General features: G+C 66.6%; 12 protein-coding genes and 4 pseudogenes. 6 read left to right on the plus strand and 10 right to left on the minus strand.

What is annotated here, in order from left to right; genetic code table 11:
• A partial coding sequence (locus ACWDA7_RS41825) for a helix-turn-helix domain-containing protein (RefSeq protein ID WP_450611957.1) occupies positions 1-658 on the minus strand: 658 nt, incomplete at its 3' end.
• Here ACWDA7_RS41825 and ACWDA7_RS41830 point away from each other — a divergent pair.
• Positions 646-954 carry a hypothetical protein gene (locus tag ACWDA7_RS41830; protein WP_450611959.1) on the plus strand — a complete coding sequence of 103 codons (309 nt, stop codon included), beginning with the start codon at positions 646-648 and terminating at the stop codon, positions 952-954. The two genes, ACWDA7_RS41825 and ACWDA7_RS41830, sit on opposite strands and share 13 nt — an antisense overlap.
• A 65-nt stretch (positions 955-1019) precedes the next feature.
• Positions 1020-1394 carry an SRPBCC family protein gene (locus tag ACWDA7_RS41835; protein WP_450611960.1) on the plus strand — a complete coding sequence of 125 codons (375 nt, stop codon included), beginning with the start codon at positions 1020-1022 and terminating at the stop codon, positions 1392-1394.
• A 549-nt stretch (positions 1395-1943) separates the two neighbouring features.
• On the opposite strand, the gene ACWDA7_RS41840 is transcribed toward ACWDA7_RS41835, so the two are convergent.
• Entirely contained in the window at positions 1944-2396 is a 453-nt protein-coding gene (locus ACWDA7_RS41840) for a hypothetical protein (protein ID WP_450611962.1), read from the minus strand.
• Positions 2397-2737: 341 nt separating this feature from the next.
• Here ACWDA7_RS41840 and ACWDA7_RS41845 point away from each other — a divergent pair, with 341 nt between their 5' ends.
• A complete protein-coding gene (locus ACWDA7_RS41845; RefSeq protein ID WP_450611964.1) occupies positions 2738-3343 on the plus strand; it encodes a dihydrofolate reductase family protein in 606 nt (201 codons plus the stop codon).
• 13 nt (positions 3344-3356) lie between these two features.
• Here ACWDA7_RS41845 and ACWDA7_RS41850 read toward each other — a convergent pair.
• The 8 genes and pseudogenes from ACWDA7_RS41850 to ACWDA7_RS41885 all read right to left on the minus strand — a co-directional run.
• Positions 3357-3676, minus strand: a pseudogene (locus ACWDA7_RS41850) (transposase); the annotation flags it as partial.
• 59 nt (positions 3677-3735) lie between these two features.
• Positions 3736-4281 (minus strand): annotated as a pseudogene (locus tag ACWDA7_RS41855) (MBL fold metallo-hydrolase); the annotation flags it as partial.
• Positions 4281-4653, minus strand: a pseudogene (locus ACWDA7_RS41860) (PaaI family thioesterase). The pseudogenes ACWDA7_RS41860 and ACWDA7_RS41855, both read right to left, overlap by 1 nt.
• A 99-nt stretch (positions 4654-4752) precedes the next feature.
• Positions 4753-6066, minus strand: a complete 1314-nt coding sequence (locus ACWDA7_RS41865; protein ID WP_450611966.1) for a serine hydrolase domain-containing protein — start codon at positions 6064-6066, stop codon at positions 4753-4755.
• Positions 6067-6383: 317 nt separating this feature from the next.
• The gene (locus tag ACWDA7_RS41870) at positions 6384-7604 is read right to left on the minus strand and encodes a serine hydrolase domain-containing protein (protein ID WP_450611968.1); all 1221 of its coding nucleotides are present in this window, start codon (positions 7602-7604) and stop codon (positions 6384-6386) included.
• Positions 7605-8414: 810 nt separating this feature from the next.
• Positions 8415-9068, minus strand: a pseudogene (locus ACWDA7_RS41875) (response regulator); the annotation flags it as partial.
• Positions 9065-10414, minus strand: coding sequence for a sensor histidine kinase (locus ACWDA7_RS41880; RefSeq protein WP_450611970.1), 1350 nt, complete (start codon positions 10412-10414; stop codon positions 9065-9067). The pseudogene ACWDA7_RS41875 and the gene ACWDA7_RS41880, both read right to left, overlap by 4 nt.
• Positions 10411-10953, minus strand: a complete 543-nt coding sequence (locus ACWDA7_RS41885) for a helix-turn-helix domain-containing protein (protein ID WP_450611971.1) — start codon at positions 10951-10953, stop codon at positions 10411-10413. The genes ACWDA7_RS41880 and ACWDA7_RS41885 overlap by 4 nt, the downstream gene beginning before the upstream one ends.
• Positions 10954-11140: 187 nt before the next feature.
• Here ACWDA7_RS41885 and ACWDA7_RS41890 point away from each other — a divergent pair, with 187 nt between their 5' ends.
• From ACWDA7_RS41890 to ACWDA7_RS41900, 3 genes are all read left to right on the plus strand, one after another.
• Positions 11141-11788, plus strand: coding sequence for an MIP/aquaporin family protein (locus ACWDA7_RS41890; protein ID WP_450611973.1), 648 nt, complete (start codon positions 11141-11143; stop codon positions 11786-11788).
• 283 nt (positions 11789-12071) lie between these two features.
• Positions 12072-12794 carry an ABC transporter ATP-binding protein gene (locus tag ACWDA7_RS41895; RefSeq protein ID WP_450611977.1) on the plus strand — a complete coding sequence of 241 codons (723 nt, stop codon included), beginning with the start codon at positions 12072-12074 and terminating at the stop codon, positions 12792-12794.
• On the plus strand, positions 12788-15349 hold the full coding sequence (locus ACWDA7_RS41900; protein WP_450611975.1) for an FtsX-like permease family protein: 2562 nt from the start codon (positions 12788-12790) through the stop codon (positions 15347-15349). The genes ACWDA7_RS41895 and ACWDA7_RS41900 overlap by 7 nt, the downstream gene beginning before the upstream one ends.
• The last annotated feature ends 143 nt before the right edge of the window (positions 15350-15492 follow it).

The raw sequence follows: 15492 nt of genomic DNA on the forward strand, positions 1-15492 counted from the left end.
GCTGGGTCACCCAGTCCCGGTTCGGGTGCGCGCTGATGCCGAGGACGTGCACTCGGCGCGTTGCGACCTCCATGACGAACAGCACGTACAGCCGCTGGCAGAGGGCGGTATCCACATGGAAGAAGTCGCAGGCCAGCAGTCCCGAAGCCTGGGCGCGTAGGAAGGAGGTCCAGGCGTCGTGAGCCCGCTGGGGCGCGGGCGGAAAGTTGCCCTGCCGCAGCACTGACCGGACGGTGGCGGCGCAAACCGTGATACCCAACCGGGCCAGCTCCCCCTGCACGCGCCGGTGTCCCCACAGCGGATTCTCACGCGCGAGACGCAGGATCAACTCTCGCGTCTCCTCCGATATCGGCGGTCGACCGGGGCTCGTGTGGGGGTAGGTCCACTTGCCGGCGATCAGCTCCCGGTGCCAGCGCAGCAGCGTCGCGGGGGTAACGAAGAAGCTGCTCCAGCTCTGCCTGGGCAGCAGACGCGACAGGGCCGCCAGCAGGACCCGATCGGCCGGTTCCAACTTGGGTTGGCCGACTCGGCGTTGGAGCACCGCGAGCTGGTGCCGAAGGACCAACAGTTCAACATCTTTTTCCGCATTGCCCAGGAACCTGAGGCCTGCCAGCTCCAGAGACCTACGCGTCAGCAGGTAGATCCATGACCACCGCATGGACCCCGATCATGCCCCGGTCTACTACCCTCTCGCAGCGAAACGCCCTGATCAGGGCCCGAACCCAGGTTTTCACGCGGGACAGGCACCTGCCGGTCCGGGCGAACCGGCAGCCGGCCGTCGCCGGGTACGTGCAACGGCCAGGGACCTCGGTGTACCGGGCGCAGATGGTCGACGTGCTGCGCATCGAGGCCGGACGCATCGTGGAGATCACCACGTTCGAGGCCCACCTGGTCGCCACATTCGGTCTGCCGCTCAGGCTGCCGGTCGAACACGCCGCCGATGGGCACCGATGACAGATCGCCCCGGCCGACGTCCAACTCTTTGACGACGTCACCGATTCGGGAAACCAGGAGAGATCATGACCACGCAGAAGATCCAGGTCGAGCGTACCTACGCCGCCGCACCGGAGAAGATCTGGGAGCTGTGGACCACCGAGGCCGGCATCGAGGCCTGGTGGGCGCCGGAGGGGTTCACTGTGCACGTCGACGCCCTGGACCTGCGCGTCGGCGGCACCTTGACCTACACGATGACCGCGGCCGGCCCCGAGCAGGTCGCGTTCATGGAGAACGCGGGCCTGCCGCTGAGCTCGACCTCGCACAAGACCTTCACCGAAGTCGAGCCCACCCGGCGTCTGGCCTACACCACACTCGCCGACTTCATCCCCGGCGTCGAGCCGTACGAGTTCCTCACCGAGTCGAGCTGCGTCCGACCGCCGACGGTGGAACGCACGTGACCATGACGGCCGACACCATGCACGACGAGGAATGGACCGGGCGGCTGGCCGCCGGGCGGGCGAACGAGATGGACAACCTCGCCAAGGTGGTCGGGTCTTAACCGATCGTTTCCCCAATGCCGTTCGGACTCGTCGGGAGCAAGGGTGCTACGGACGAGTTCGAGCAAGCGCCCTATGCCCAACGCGTAGCCACGTTGGGCATAGGGGTGTTCGACGTGGATTCGCACGTGCTTGTCGTTGCCGATGTGTCATGCAGTCCGCACAGCGCCGTTGAGTTCGGCCAGGTCCTGCGGGACTACCCGTACCCCCCAGGCCCTCACCACGGTGATGCGCTCGGTCGCGTCCAACCTCCTCCCCACTCGTGGTCGGGCCCGACCACAGCCCCGACCACGGGCTCGTGTCCCGGTCGTGATCGTGGTCGGGCCTTCATGGTCGATGGTCAGGTCGGAGTTGGTGCTTTGACCGCATAGGTTCGCCGGCACGGAAGGACACCGACCCATGAAACCCGGCGAAGCTGCGGTCGCCGCGTGAAGGGCGGCGCTGGCTGGGTCACACGTCGAACGGCTCGAAATCGACGACTGCGGTCGAGTCCTTGCCGTACCGCACACTGACGTCTATCGCCATCGCCCCACCGTCAGCGGGAGGGTTCAACTCGATGTGAGCGCAGGCGTCCGCCGGTGCCCCGAGGCAGTCCTCCGACGTGAGACGGGTACCGGGATAGGCCTCCTTCAGCCATGCGTCCAAATCCGTTCGTGTGATCGTAAAGTGGGCCGTATACGTCGTGTCCAACCAACTGAGGGCGGTGCACTTCGCGTCGCGAGCCCCCTTGGGCAGTCCGTCCTGGTCCGCGAAGTGCATGGCCTCCTCGCACGAGACGGTTTCTGCCTGGGACATCGGGTCGCCGAAGAAGGGCGACGTGATGAACGTCCAGGCGACCCATCCCACGAAAGCCACCGGGAACGCCAGAACGGCGATGAGCACCCACTTTTGCCTCATGATCACCTTTGCTGTCCTTCGCGCCCACGGGGTGGCCGTCACCCCGTAAGAGGCACAGGACGCAGAAACTTGCCCTGCGGTTCTAGGCCGTGCGGCAGGCTCACCCGCCCCCAACCACCGACCCGGCGAACCTATGCGGTCACAGCACCAGCTGTCGTTGAGATCATGCCGGCGGCGCAGGGTCTGGTGCGCACATCTGCGAACCAGACCCCCCTCGGGTCGGCCAAGAGGTACCGCACTTCACAGCCGGGCTGCTTCAGACGACGGCCCTGGTGTTGCGCCGCGGAAGTTGCGCCGATGAGTTACCGGCGGTTGTGCGGTCTACCCGTCGACGAAGGGAGCGCACCATGCGCAAGATCATCGTTTGCACGTTCCTGACGCTGGACGGCGTCATGCAGGCGCCGGGCGGTCCGGACGAGGACACTCAGAGCGGCTTCGAGCACGGCGGCTGGCAGAAGCCGGCGGCCGACGACGAGGTCGGCACGGCCATCGCCGGTTGGTACGAGTTCTCCGACGCGATGCTACTCGGCCGCAAGACGTACGAGATCTTCGCGTCGTACTGGCCGACCGCCGATCCCGACAACCCGTTCACCCATCGGATGAACAGCATGCACAAGTACGTGGCGTCTCGGACCCTGACATCCGTCGAGTGGCAGAACTCCACACTGCTGGAGGGCGACATCGTCGATGCCGTACGCAAGCTGAAAGCGTCCGACGGCAGCAACATCAACGTCGTGGGCAGCGGCGACCTCGCCCAGACCCTCATGCAGCACGGCCTCGTCGACGAGTACCGGCTGACCATCCATCCGGTGATCATCGGCACCGGCAAGCGGCTGTTCGCCGACGGAGCGATCCCCACTGCGCTGGAGCCGCTCAGCGTCTCGACGACCAAGGGCGGCACCATCGTCGGCGTCTACCAGCCGAACGGTAAGCCCCGCTACGACAGCTACTAGCGGCTACGTTGGATCACCGGGCAAACCACAGGAAGATGCCCGCTACGTGGAGTCCGGCCAGGTAGATGGTCGCGGTCTTCTCGTAGCGGGTGGCGATGCCGCGCCACTGCTTCAAGCGGTTGATGCATCGCTCGACGGTGTTGCGCTGCTTGTACGTCTCGCGGTCAAAAGCCGGTGGTCTGCCGCCCCGGCTGCCTCGACGCAGCCGGTGGCCCCGCTGGTCGGCCGGGACCGGAATCACCGCCCGAATGCCGCGCTTGCGCAGGTACTCGCGATCGCGCGTGACGAATAGGCTTCGTCGGCCAGGACGGCGTCCGGCCTGGTGCGGGGCCGTCGACCAGGCGGTGGGAGCGGCGCAGCGCGGCGGCGAGGACCGCGCCGGGGTCGGCCAGCCGCTTGAGGGAGGGGAGCGCGGTGGCGGCGGCCTCGGGCCCGTCCAGGGCGAGGTTCACCCAGCCGACGTCGTAGTCCGACAACGCGTCCCCTACCACGCGGAGCCGTTCCTCCGGCTGCCACAAGGCCAGATGCCCGAGGGGGGCGGACCACCCCCAGTCGGCCTCGCCGAGACGGAGCACCTGGCCGTCGTCGAGCGGGACGTCGACCGTATACGGGGCGCCCGACTGGTCGAGGTACTCGGCCGCGCAGCAGCCAGGGTCCCGGCGGCCGATGGCCTCGGCCTCCGGCGCCCCGGCGGCGATGGCCGCGCCCCGCGCCTGAAGGAGGGCGTTGCCACCAACGTGGTCGCAGTGCCAGTGGGTGTTCACCACCAGGTCGATGTCACCGACGTGCGCGCGGACCCAGGCGGCGCTCTCCTCGGCATGGCCAACGAACCCGCCCTCGACCAGGGCCGGCCGACGGCCGTGCAGGAGCAGCGTGTTGGCGCCGGGGAACGGCCGTTGCCACCAGGTCACCCAGGCCGGCAGCGGTTGCGGGCTCACTACTCGGGCCCCTTCACGACGATCAGCATCTGCTGCCCGTTTGCGACGAGCTTTGGCCGGCCGTCGTGGATGCCGAACACCTTCAGCTAGCACACGGTCAGGGTGCGTCCCAACTTCAGGACGGTTCCCACTGCCTCGATGCGGTCACCGACGGCGGGCGCGAGGAGGTTGATCTTGTACTCGACGGTGAGCACCTCAGTGTTCCCGGGGAACAGCGTGAATCCGGCGTAGCCACCGTCGCCGTCCGCCGATGGCGCTGGTGGCGCCGGCGTGGAAGTAGCCGTGCTGCTGGGTCACTTCGGGCCTGCCCGGGAGCTCGATGGGGACGCGACCGGGCGCGATGCGCGTGATCCGGGCACCGAGGTGGGCCATCAGGCCCCGGCCCTCGAAACTCTTCCGGATGCGTGCCTCTGCCTCGAGGCTCGCCTGTTCCCGGCGCGAAGGCTCCGGCGCCCTGGAGGAAACGAGGGCTCAGCGAGCGCCAGAAGGGCACAGGGCAACCTTCGCCGCTGCAGACCAGTCGCTGGCCATGGCCTTGGTGAAGGTGTCCAACCCGGAGTTCGTGATCATCACGATCTGGGTGCGAGCGTCAGCGGTGGACAGCGCGTTGCTGTGGTACCCAGGTACATCCCCACCGTGTCCAAACAACTTGTGCCCACATATGTCAACCTCCATCAGGCCCAGGCCGTATCGCGGGATCGCTGCGTCCTGGGTGGCGAGCATCTCCTTCATCTGGTTCAGCTCCTTCTGCGGAAGCAGCCGGCCAGCGAGCAGAGCAGCCTCGAAGCGAGCCACATCACCAACGGTGGACGTGACCCCACCAGCTGCCCAAGCCCAGGAAGGGCTCATCTTCGTCAGGTCGCTCGGGCCTCCGGCCTTCCCGTACAACTCGTATCCGTGGGCAGCAGGGTCTTCAACCTTCACACTCCGTGTTGGCAGAGCGGTGTCCTGAAGTCCCAGGGGCTTGATGATCCGATGCTCCAACTCGCTGGTGAAGGAGTGGTGGGTGGCCGCCTCAATCACCAGGCCAAGAAGGATGTAGTTGGTGTTCGAGTAGGACCAGCCCTGGCCCGGAGAGAAGAGAGGGGCATGCTTAGTCGCAGCTGTCACCAGTCCCCGCGGGGACACATAGTGCCGAGAAGGCCGCAGAGTCCCGTCGCTGTTCATGTACGGGGCCATCAGATCCGCGTCGCCGGTGTAATCGAACAGGCCGCTGGTGTGATTGAGCAGCTGACGCACTGTGATGGCTCGGCCGTTGGGCACAAGTCCCGGCAGCCATCGCTCAACGGAGTCCCCGAGCGAGATTCGATGCTCGGCTGCCAACTGCAGCACCATCGTCGCAGTGAACATCTTGGTCACGCTGCCGACCCTGACGTGATCTCGTGCAGTTATCGCACGATGCGTCGCCAGGTCTGCCTCTCCTGCGGCCGTGGTGGTGATCGTGCTGCCGTTGCGGACGAGGATCACAACCCCGGGCATCCCGTCTGCCACCAGCTTATTCGCGGCATCCTGCAGTGGCGTCGTGTGGCTGGCAGGGACGGCGCTGCTTTCGACGGACATGCTCGTCGCCGGCGCTGCGTGAGCGGCAGGAGCGACCAGGCCCACCAAGCCCCCCACACTCGCTGCGAGTGCCCCGAAGGCTGCCGCCTTACGGAAACCCGCATGGCCCTGTCCGGGCAGAGATTTGAAGCCGAATCCGTTCATCAAACCCTCCTGAAAATCGGATCGCAAAGGATCGAGATGATGAAGCCAGTCGAAGGAAACACAGCTTTCCGTCAGCGCCAAGACTTGGCTGTGTCTCACAACTTCACTCAATCTTGCAATGTGAATCGATAGTTGGGGATCATCCTATGTACTGAAAGAGGACCGCAACTTTCGGTGGAGTCAGCAACCTCAAAGCCGTTCGGATGAGATCTGGGGTATGAGCGACGCGTGTCGAGTGTGGCATCGCCCTCACGTGGCGGTGCCACACTCGACGGGGCGCCGACTCCCCTGGTCCTACGAGTCGGCCGAACAAGCCGCCTTACAAGTCATAGACCAACCGATGATTGCTCTGTGATCGGGCAGTTTCACCTGCTACAGAATCAACTGAAGTCTGCTGTTCAGGACTTCCGTGCGGTGCTAAGAAGTTCGGTCAGCGCCTGGTTCTCCGCTGCGGACAGCTTCTGTGTATCAGGCATGGTACTGACGGAAATGGTGACCTGACGACTGTTGTCAGCCGTGGTGAAGCTGTACGTGTTGTACCCCAATGCTGTTCCGATATGACCGTAGGCTGACCCATATCCCGAGTTGTCTATGCGACTGAGCCCGAGCCCGTACTGGGATCCATCATTGAGGGCGTGCGTTGCCTTCATTTGCCTCAGCAGGCTCGAAGGGAGCAGCCGTCCACCCAGCAACCCCTTGTAGAACTTGTTGAGATCTTCTGTGGTGGAGATCAGTTCACCAGCGGTCCAGGCCCAGGACATGTTGTCATCCGTCACGTCGGTGTAGGCACCATCCGGGCCATTGAGGTGCACGTACCCGTGTGCGTGGGTTCCAGGGATGCGCACCGACCTACCGGCCAAGGAACTGTTGCGCATGCCGAGGTGCTTGAGGATTCGATCGCTGATCTCTCGCTCCGCGGGCTTGCCAGTGACCTTCTCGATCAGCAACCCCAACAGGACGTAGTTGGTGTTGGAGTAGTGCCCGCTGCTACCCGGGGCAAAGTAGGGGCTGTGCTGGAAGGCGTTCGCCAGAAGCTGCTGCGGTGTCCAGGTCTGGAATCGCGTGTGGTAGATCTCCGGGAACCCGCCAGGCCACAACGTGTCCGTGTAGTTGAACAGGCCACTGCGGTGGTCGAGCAGGTCACGGACCGATATGTTCTTTCCATTCGGCACGACACTCGGCAGATAACGCTCAATAGGCGCATCGAGGGCGATCCTCTTCTCGGCTACGAGCTGCAACACAACAGTGGCGGTGAAGGACTTGGTGACACTACCGGCGCGGAACTTGCCAGCGGGCATGAGGGGCTGATCGGTCGTCAGGTCGGCCTTCCCACTACCACCCGTCCAAACGCCGTGATGGGTGTCCCGAACCTCGGCAATGACTCCGGGAGCCCCCGCATCGACAATGGCGTCCAGCGCTTTCTGCATCTTCAGGCGATCTGCCCCCCTGAACGCGGCGGCAGTCGAGCTGGCATGGTACGGGGTGGCCGGGTGGGCCGCTGACTCCGCATGCGCTGCAGATGCCACAGACAGAAAAGCACCACCGGTGAGCGAGAGGGCCCCGAGGACCGCCGCCACAGAGTGGAAGTTTGCGCGCTTGGGGATGTGAGTGTTGGCCATGCTTCGCCTTCCTGTGTTCAAGGGCCCGCTCCGGGAGTAGGCCCGTTGGTCCAAGTCTGGGCAGGCTGGACTATCGTTCCCTCATCCCGGGGGATGGCCTTTGCCCCCTCACACAGGAGGACAAGCCCTACATCTGCAGCCGGTTTCCCAGATCACAGGAAGTTTCCTGCCCATGCCTTCAGGACCTGTAGAACTGGATTCGGGCGATTGTGAGTTCCGCAGAAACTGGTCCCACGGGAGCCCTTCGCAGGCCCACAGAGTTGATGCTCTTCCCGCTTGGTGAACCACGCTTCTGGTCGTAGCGGTGGTCGACTGCTGTGACATTCCTTACCTCTCGAGCACTGCCGCGGAAAGGCCATGGGTGTCTTCCTATATGCAACTAGCCTCGTCTTGCGCAGAGTTCCTCGTCTGTGACCATCGGATTGTTTACGGCGCCCCTGAGGTGAGGGACGAGGCTTTCCTCTCGCTGACGGATGAGTCCGGCCTCACTTGTCAGACGGGGTAGAGAGCTGGGAGCTGCCGGCACCGGTATCAACTCGGCTGCAGTCCTGCCAGGGGGAACGGCCCCTGCACGCGGCGGGCACGGGCCTGGCAAGCGAACCCGAACGCCCCTGCACATCAGAAAACCGTCAGCGGAGGTACACCGTAACCGTCAGACATTCCACGAAACCGCTGAAGGCTGGGCGCACACTCCTATCGATGCTCACCTCGGCTGGGGAGGCTGCGGCGTTGTACCGGTACGTCGGCCGACGCCGGAGGTCGTGGGACACCCGGTCCGCCGTTGACGCGCCCATGCCTCGTACTGTCGGGGACCAAGCCGGTTTCGTAGGCGAGGATCACGGCCTGGATGCGGTCACGCAGGGCAAGTTTGCTCAGGATGTTGGCTACATGGGTCTTGACGGTGGTCTCGGCGACACAGAATTCATCGGCGATCTCAGCGTTGGACAGTCCTCGGGCGATTGCCCGGAAGGTGTCCATTTCTCTGGCAGTGAGGGATTCAAGGCTTGCCGGGGGTGGGCCGGGTGGCGTGTTGTCCAGGCTGGCGAATTGATGGAGCAGGCGCCGTGTGATGCGGGGAGCGATGACGGCGTCGCCGGCGGCAACGGTGCGGATGGCCTCGACGAGGGAGTCAGCGGGTCCGTCCTTGACGAGGAATCCGCTGGCTCCGGCGCGGAGGGCATCGAGCACGTGCTCATCCAGGTCGAAGGTGGTCAGGATGATGACGTGGCTGGCGGACGGGGTGTTCACGATCTGGCGGGTGGCCTCGATACCGTTCATGCCCGGCATGCGAATGTCCATGAGCAGGACGTCCGGTTGGAGGGCTCGGGCGTCGCGGATCGCGGCGTGGCCGTCGGCGGATTCACCGACCACGATCATGTCGGGTTCGGCTTCGAGGATGTAGCGGAAGCCTGTTCTGATCATGGGCTGGTCGTCGACGAGCAGGACACGGATGGGGGCAGTCACGGCGACTCCTCAGACGGTGGGGCGGGCAAGGGGATGGTTGCGTGGACGCAGAAGCCACCGGCGGGCCGCGGGGCGGCGTGGAGGTGGCCGCCCAGGTGGCTGACGCGTTCGCGCATGCCAAGCAAGCCGTGTCCGCTGCGCGAGCTGTGAGACGGCAAGGGCCCCGGGCCGGCCGGGCCGTGATCGCAGACGCGGATGGTCAGCTGGTGCGGCTGCCAGCGAAGGCTGAGGTCGACCGTGCTTCGCCCAGCGTGTTTCAGGCTGTTCGTCAGTGCCTCCTGGATGACGCGGTAGACGGTGAGCTCGAAGCCGGCGGACAGGGGCCATGGGGTGCCGGTGGCGGTGTAGGACACGTCGAGTCCGGCGTTTTGCACAGCTGTGATCAGTTCGGGGAGCTGTGCTGTGCCCGGCTGGGGAGCAGTGAGGGCATCCGGCGCTGCCGCAGGGCCATCCGTGCGCAGCAACTGCACCAGTCCGCGTAGCTCGGCCACGGCGGCCCGTCCGGTGGTCTCAATGGTTTTGTGCAGTTCATGGGCTTTGGTCGGATCGCGGTCCTGCACACGGTCGGCGGCGATGGCCTGAACCACCATGAGACTGACGTTGTGAGCGACGATGTCGTGCAGTTCTCGTGCGATGCGTGCACGTTCGTCGGCGATTGCGGCATGGGCGGTTGCCGCTTCGGCCCGGGCTGTGGCGGCGAGCCGTTCCACAAGATCGCGCTGTTGCGTTCTGCGGGCGTTGAGCAGCCTTCCCCATGCCCAGGTGGCGAGCAGCATCAGCAGGCTCACGGCGCCTGCGGTGCCGCGATGGTGAGGGGCAGCAAGCAGCTCCGCCAGCGTGGCCAGCGGCAGGATGCCCGCTGCGATGAGATGCCCAGTACGGCGGGAGGCACGCAGGGCCGCACAGAAGACGGCGACGGCAGCCGTGGCGTGCGACATGCTCACCTGCACAGCACCATCTGAGCTGACCAGCGGCGGGAGGTAATGTCCGGCTTGCAGTGCGCCCACGCCGAGCAGGACAGCGACCAGGGCCGGCAGCGGCCACCTTCGGCTCATCGCCATCGCGCCCCCGATCAGGACCGCGAGCAGGATACGCGGCAGGTCCACGCCGTGCGGAGCGCTGGCACTGGCGGAGTGGGATGTGCTGAGGTTGCCCAGTGTGACGGCCACGGCCAAAAGCCCGTCACCGACAAGCGACGGCATGCGCCGGGCTGACGTGCCGAGCTCTACAGGTATGCCGTGCGGTTTAGCTGCGGCCACAACAAGGGGTTGTCTGTTGGCCGGGTCACGTTGGTCGGTGCGGGTGGTTGGGGCGCGGTGTTGCTGCGTGGACGGGTAGGAGGTCATGGTGCGGTGCTGGCCAAACGCTGGTGGGATGAGGCCGCAGTGGTGCCGAAGCGCGCGCGGTAGGCGCCGGGGGTGACACCGAGCTCACGCGGGAAGACCCGGCGCATGGTCTCCGGGCTCCCGAATCCTGCCTGACGCGCAACGGCGTCGAATGAATCCGTCCCGGTGACAAGCAAGGTGCAGGCGGCCTCGAGCCGTACCTGTTCCACGAACCGGTCCGGTGAGCTGCCGGTCTCCGCGCGAAAGAGCCGGGGGAGGTGACGCGGGCTGATGCCGACATACCGCGCGAGAGAGTCGAGGGTGTGGTCGACTGCCGGGTTCGCGGTCACGTGGTCGAGCAAGACCCGCAGGGCCGAGGTGCGCGGCTGGCGGACGCCCGCAGCGGCGTACGACCAGCCAAGCGCGGTGCGCATCGAGGGCAGGAGCAGCGCGTAGGCGAAGCAGGTGAAGCCCAGCGCCACGACGGGGCCTGCGGCCAGTCCCAGTGCCGTCAGATGCCCCGACCGTGGGCGGGCCGTATCCGCACCCAACGTGTCCATGGTGTCGTCCTCAAGGTCGTTCACAGTCGGCGCCGCTCTTGCCGCGACAGCCAGTCCGTGTCGGAGACAGCGGACTCCCGACTCAACCGCGCCCTGCGCACCGGCCATGACCGTCTTGCGGGACATGCTGCCCTCGAATCGGGACATCCCCTGTCTGTCCCGTGCAGCCCGGCCGGAGGATCACACCATGAAGCCGGTCACGCCGATTTTCCGCTACTTGCTGCATCCCCAGGCGTGGCTGGCCGGCCAGTTGACCTCGCCCGTGGCTCGGTTTCTGGCCGACGCGTTGGTCAGCGGTGCGGTGGTGGCGGCGCTGATCGCCTCGCCTCTCGGCCGGCTCAGCGGCGCCCACATGAACCCGGCTGTCACCGTGATGTTGTGGCTCGCGGGCAGGATGCCTGCAGCACGGGTGCCGCTGTATCTGTCGGCGCAGCTGGCCGGGTCCGTGCTGGGCACCGCTGTGGGGCGCGCTCTGCTCGGCACGCCCCTCGCCCACCCGCAGGTCCGCTCTGCCCTTTTGAGCCCCGCCGTCAGCCAGCCACCCGTCCTGATCGGTACCGGTGAGGCGGTCGCCACGGCCGTGCTGCTGGCCATCGTGCTCCGCGTGGTCCGCAATCCGGAACTGCAGGAGGTCGCTTCCGCCACCGTCGGGGCGACCCTCACCGTGCTGATCATTCTCACCGCACGCACGACGGGCGGCAGTCTCAATCCCGCTCGCCAGTTCGGCCCCTGGCTCATGGCCGGCGCGCCCGGCCCGATCTGGCCGTATCTGGCCGGGCCGTTGGCAGCAGCCGTCCTCGTTGGGGCGCTGGCGCGGCTCCTGCCCGGCCGGTAACCGGCCCGGAGCGCGGCGGGGATGGGCAAGCCGGGCCAGGACGCATCGTGTCTCGCCTCCGGCAGTCGGCCACAGTGCCCGGCCCCGGCTCATCCCTCGCACGGCGGAGCCGGCAGGTGGCTCCTCCTCCTGCTGAGGGGGCACGAAGCTCACTCGGCCGACCGGCGCATCTGCCTGCCCCGGCCCGTGCAATGGAAGAACCGGATCGGCACAGCCGCATAGGAGAGATCAAGTGCAGTGGGCGCAGCTTCCCAGCTCGGTAACCGGCACGGGTCCCGCAGTGATGTTGCAGGAGGTGAGCAAGCGATATGGGCAGGGCGCCGGCGCAGTGACGGCGCTGGACCGGGTCAGTGCGGCGATCATGCCGGGCACGTTCACCGCTGTGATGGGCCCCTCAGGGTCGGGCAAGAGTACCTTCCTGCACTGCGCCGCGGGCCTGGACAAGCCGACCTCCGGTCGGGTGCTGCTGGGCACCTCAGATCTCTCCGGGCTACGGGAATCCCAGCGGACCGTCCTGCGGCGAACCCGCATCGGCTTCATCTTCCAGGCGTTCAATCTGCTGCCGTCGTTGACGGTGGAGCAAAACATCACTCTTCCCCTGCGTTTGGCGGGGCGCCGCGTGGACAGAGGCTGGCTGGGCCGGCTGGCCGAGCACATCGGGTTGATGGATCGCCTCACGCACCTGCCCAGCCAGCTCTCCGGCGGGCAGCAGCAACGGGTCGCCATTGCCCGCGCGCTGATCACCAGACCAGAAGTGATCTTCGCTGACGAGCCGACCGGCGCGCTGGACCCGGAAACAGCGCGGGAGATTCTCACCTTGCTGCGCCAGGCCGTCGATGACATGCACCAGACCGTGGTCATGGTCACGCACGATCCGGTCGCAGCCGCTGTCAGCGATCATGCGTTGTTCCTCGCGGACGGCCGCATCGCCACCCAGTTGGCCTCGCCTTCCCCGCAAGCCGTCATCAAGCTGCTCGCCGACCTGCGTCGGGCCGCAGCATGCTGAGGCTCGCCGCCCGCACACTGCGGTATCGCACGGGCAGCTTTCTGGGCACCTTCATCGCCCTCCTGCTGGGTGCTGCCGTCGTCAGCGCCTGCGGCACCCTCCTGGAGTCCGGGCTGCGCGCCACTGTCGCCCCCCAGCGCTATGCCGCAGCGGACGTGATCGTTGCCGGGGCACGGCAGGTCGCCGTTCCGGTGGAGACTTTGAACGGCAAACGGCGCGCGGACCGAAAGGCGCTGACCGAACGCGCTGCGATCGACCCTGCCCTGCCCGCCCGGATCGCCCGGATAGAAGGCGTCCAGATGGTCATCACCGATGAGGGCATACCCGTGCAGGTATGGGCCAGGAACGCCGGTCTGGTCACGGGGTCCAACGGTGCTGCGCCGACGGGCCACAACTGGTCCAGCACCCGCCTGGGAGGACTGCGCCTGGTCGCAGGCCGCAAGCCGACCCGCTCAGAGGACGTGGCCCTTGACGTGACGTCGGCGCGCCGCGCCCACATCAGGCCCGGCGACCGCATCAACGTGCTCAGCGCCGCCGGCGCCCAGACAAAGAAGGTCACCGCGATCCTGGCCCAGGAAGACGGTGCTCCCCTGCGGGAAGCATCCGTGTTCTTCCCCGACGGCCATCTGCCCGCCGTTCCATCGCCGCGTACCCAGGCCCTGGGCGTCTTCGCGGCCCCCCACATCACTCCCTCCACCCTGGCGAGCCGGATCACCGCCGTCGTCAAAGGCAATCCGCAGTTGGCGGTGTACACCGGTCGGGCACGCGCCAAGGCAGAGTTCCTTGACCTGAGCGTCGCAGCCTCGGCGCTGGTCGCTTTGGCTGCCTCCGTCGGCGGTAACGCGGCCGTCGTGTCCGTGTTCATCGTCTACGCCACGTTGGCGCTGTCCGTGTCCCATCGTCGGCGTGAAGTGGCACTGCTGCGGGCGGTGGGCACCACCCCCCGGCAGGTGCGGCGCATGATCTGGGCCGAAGCCCTGCTGACCGCACTGCCTGCAGGCCTGCTGGGCTGGCCCCTGGGTGTCGGGCTCGTGTGGTGGATGCGCGGACAGTTCGCCCAGCACCAGATCGTGCCGACCGATTTCACCCCGTACATCGGGCCGCTGCCGGCTGCTGCAGCCGTCCTGGTGACGACCGTGTCAGCCATTGCGGCCGGCCTGGCAGCCTCCCGGCGCGCCACCCGCATCGCACCGACCCAGGCTCTGGGAGAAGCCGCGGTGCCCCATTCCGGCCTGGGTCGTGGCCGCACGATCACCGGCGCCGTTCTCGCTGTGATATCCGCAGGCCTGTTCATCACCGGGCTGGGCCGCAGTGGTGACTTCGCCACCCTGGTGGGTCTGGCCAACTCACTCATCCTCCTTTTGGTGATCACCGCGGCGGTGCTCGGCCCGACGCTTGCCCGGACAGCGCTGCGAGCGATCGCCCCGCTGTTCAGACTCGGAGGCGTGAGCAGTTACCTGGCCGCGGCCAACACCCAGGCCAACACACGCCGCCTGGCCGCAGCCGTCACACCGTTGATCCTCGCCGCCTCGTTTGCGTCCACGGTCGTTTTCGCACAGACCACGGGCCTTGCCCAGGCGGAACAGCAGATGAAGGCCGGGCTACGGGCCGACCGGGTGATCGCCTCTCCCGTGGGCATCTCCCCGGCCTTCCTGCAGCAGATCAAGGACGACCCTCAGGTCGAGACAGCCACGCCCGTGATCAGGTCCAAGGTGGTGATCGTCGGACGTGCCCTGGGCGAGGAGAAGACTGCCTCCCTCAGCGCCCAGGGCATCGACCCGACACACCTGGGCCAGACGCTGGATCTCGGCGTCACCAGTGGCAGCATGACGCGCCTGAGCGGCCAAAACGTCGCCTTGAGCACCTCCGCCGCCTCCTGGCTGGGGCTGCACCTCAAAGACCATGCACGCCTGTATCTCGGAGACGGCACTCCTGTCACCGCCACGGTGACGGCCACGTACCAACGAGGCATGGGCTTCGCCGACGTCACACTGCCGCACGACTTGCTGCGGGCTCACACCACCAGCGCACTGGACACCACCGTCTTGGTACACAGCCGCCCCGGTCCCCCCGAGGGCGACCGGAGACTGCTCCGTGTCGTCCAAAGCCACCCCGGTGCAACCATGCACAGCCGTATGGCGATAGATGCCCACCTGCGGCAACAACGCACGGACGCCTGGATCAGCTATCTGGTGGTCGCCATGATCATCGGCTATATCGCCGTGGCCGTCATCGCCACACAGGCCATGGCCACCACCGCGCGGCGGCAGGAGTTCGCCCTGTTGCGGCTGACCGGCACCCAGCGCCATCAAGTCATGCGCATGATGCGCTGGGAATCCCTCGCGGTCATCCTTGCCGGCCTGGTCACCGGAACACTACTGTCCGCTTTCCCACTGATGCTGGTGGCACGGGCGGTGGGACCGTCGTGGTGGCCCACCGTTCCCGCCCCCCTCTATGGGCTGATCGCCGGCTCGATCGCCTTGCTGACATTGGTCGGAGCGCTGCTTCCAGCACGGCTGTTGCTGCGCCGCCGGCCGACCAGCGCCACGGGCTGAGCCAACGGTCCGCGCCCGCTTCCCGGGCCAGGGAAACCGGTCGGTGACTTCACCAAATGCCTCCGAGGACGCCCCGGCCTTCAGGCCGGGGAGGAATCGGACCCCTGCGGAGCAGGGCAGGAAACGGGGTTTCGCCCCCAGGG

This window comes from Streptomyces sp. NPDC001156, assembly GCF_053598275.1.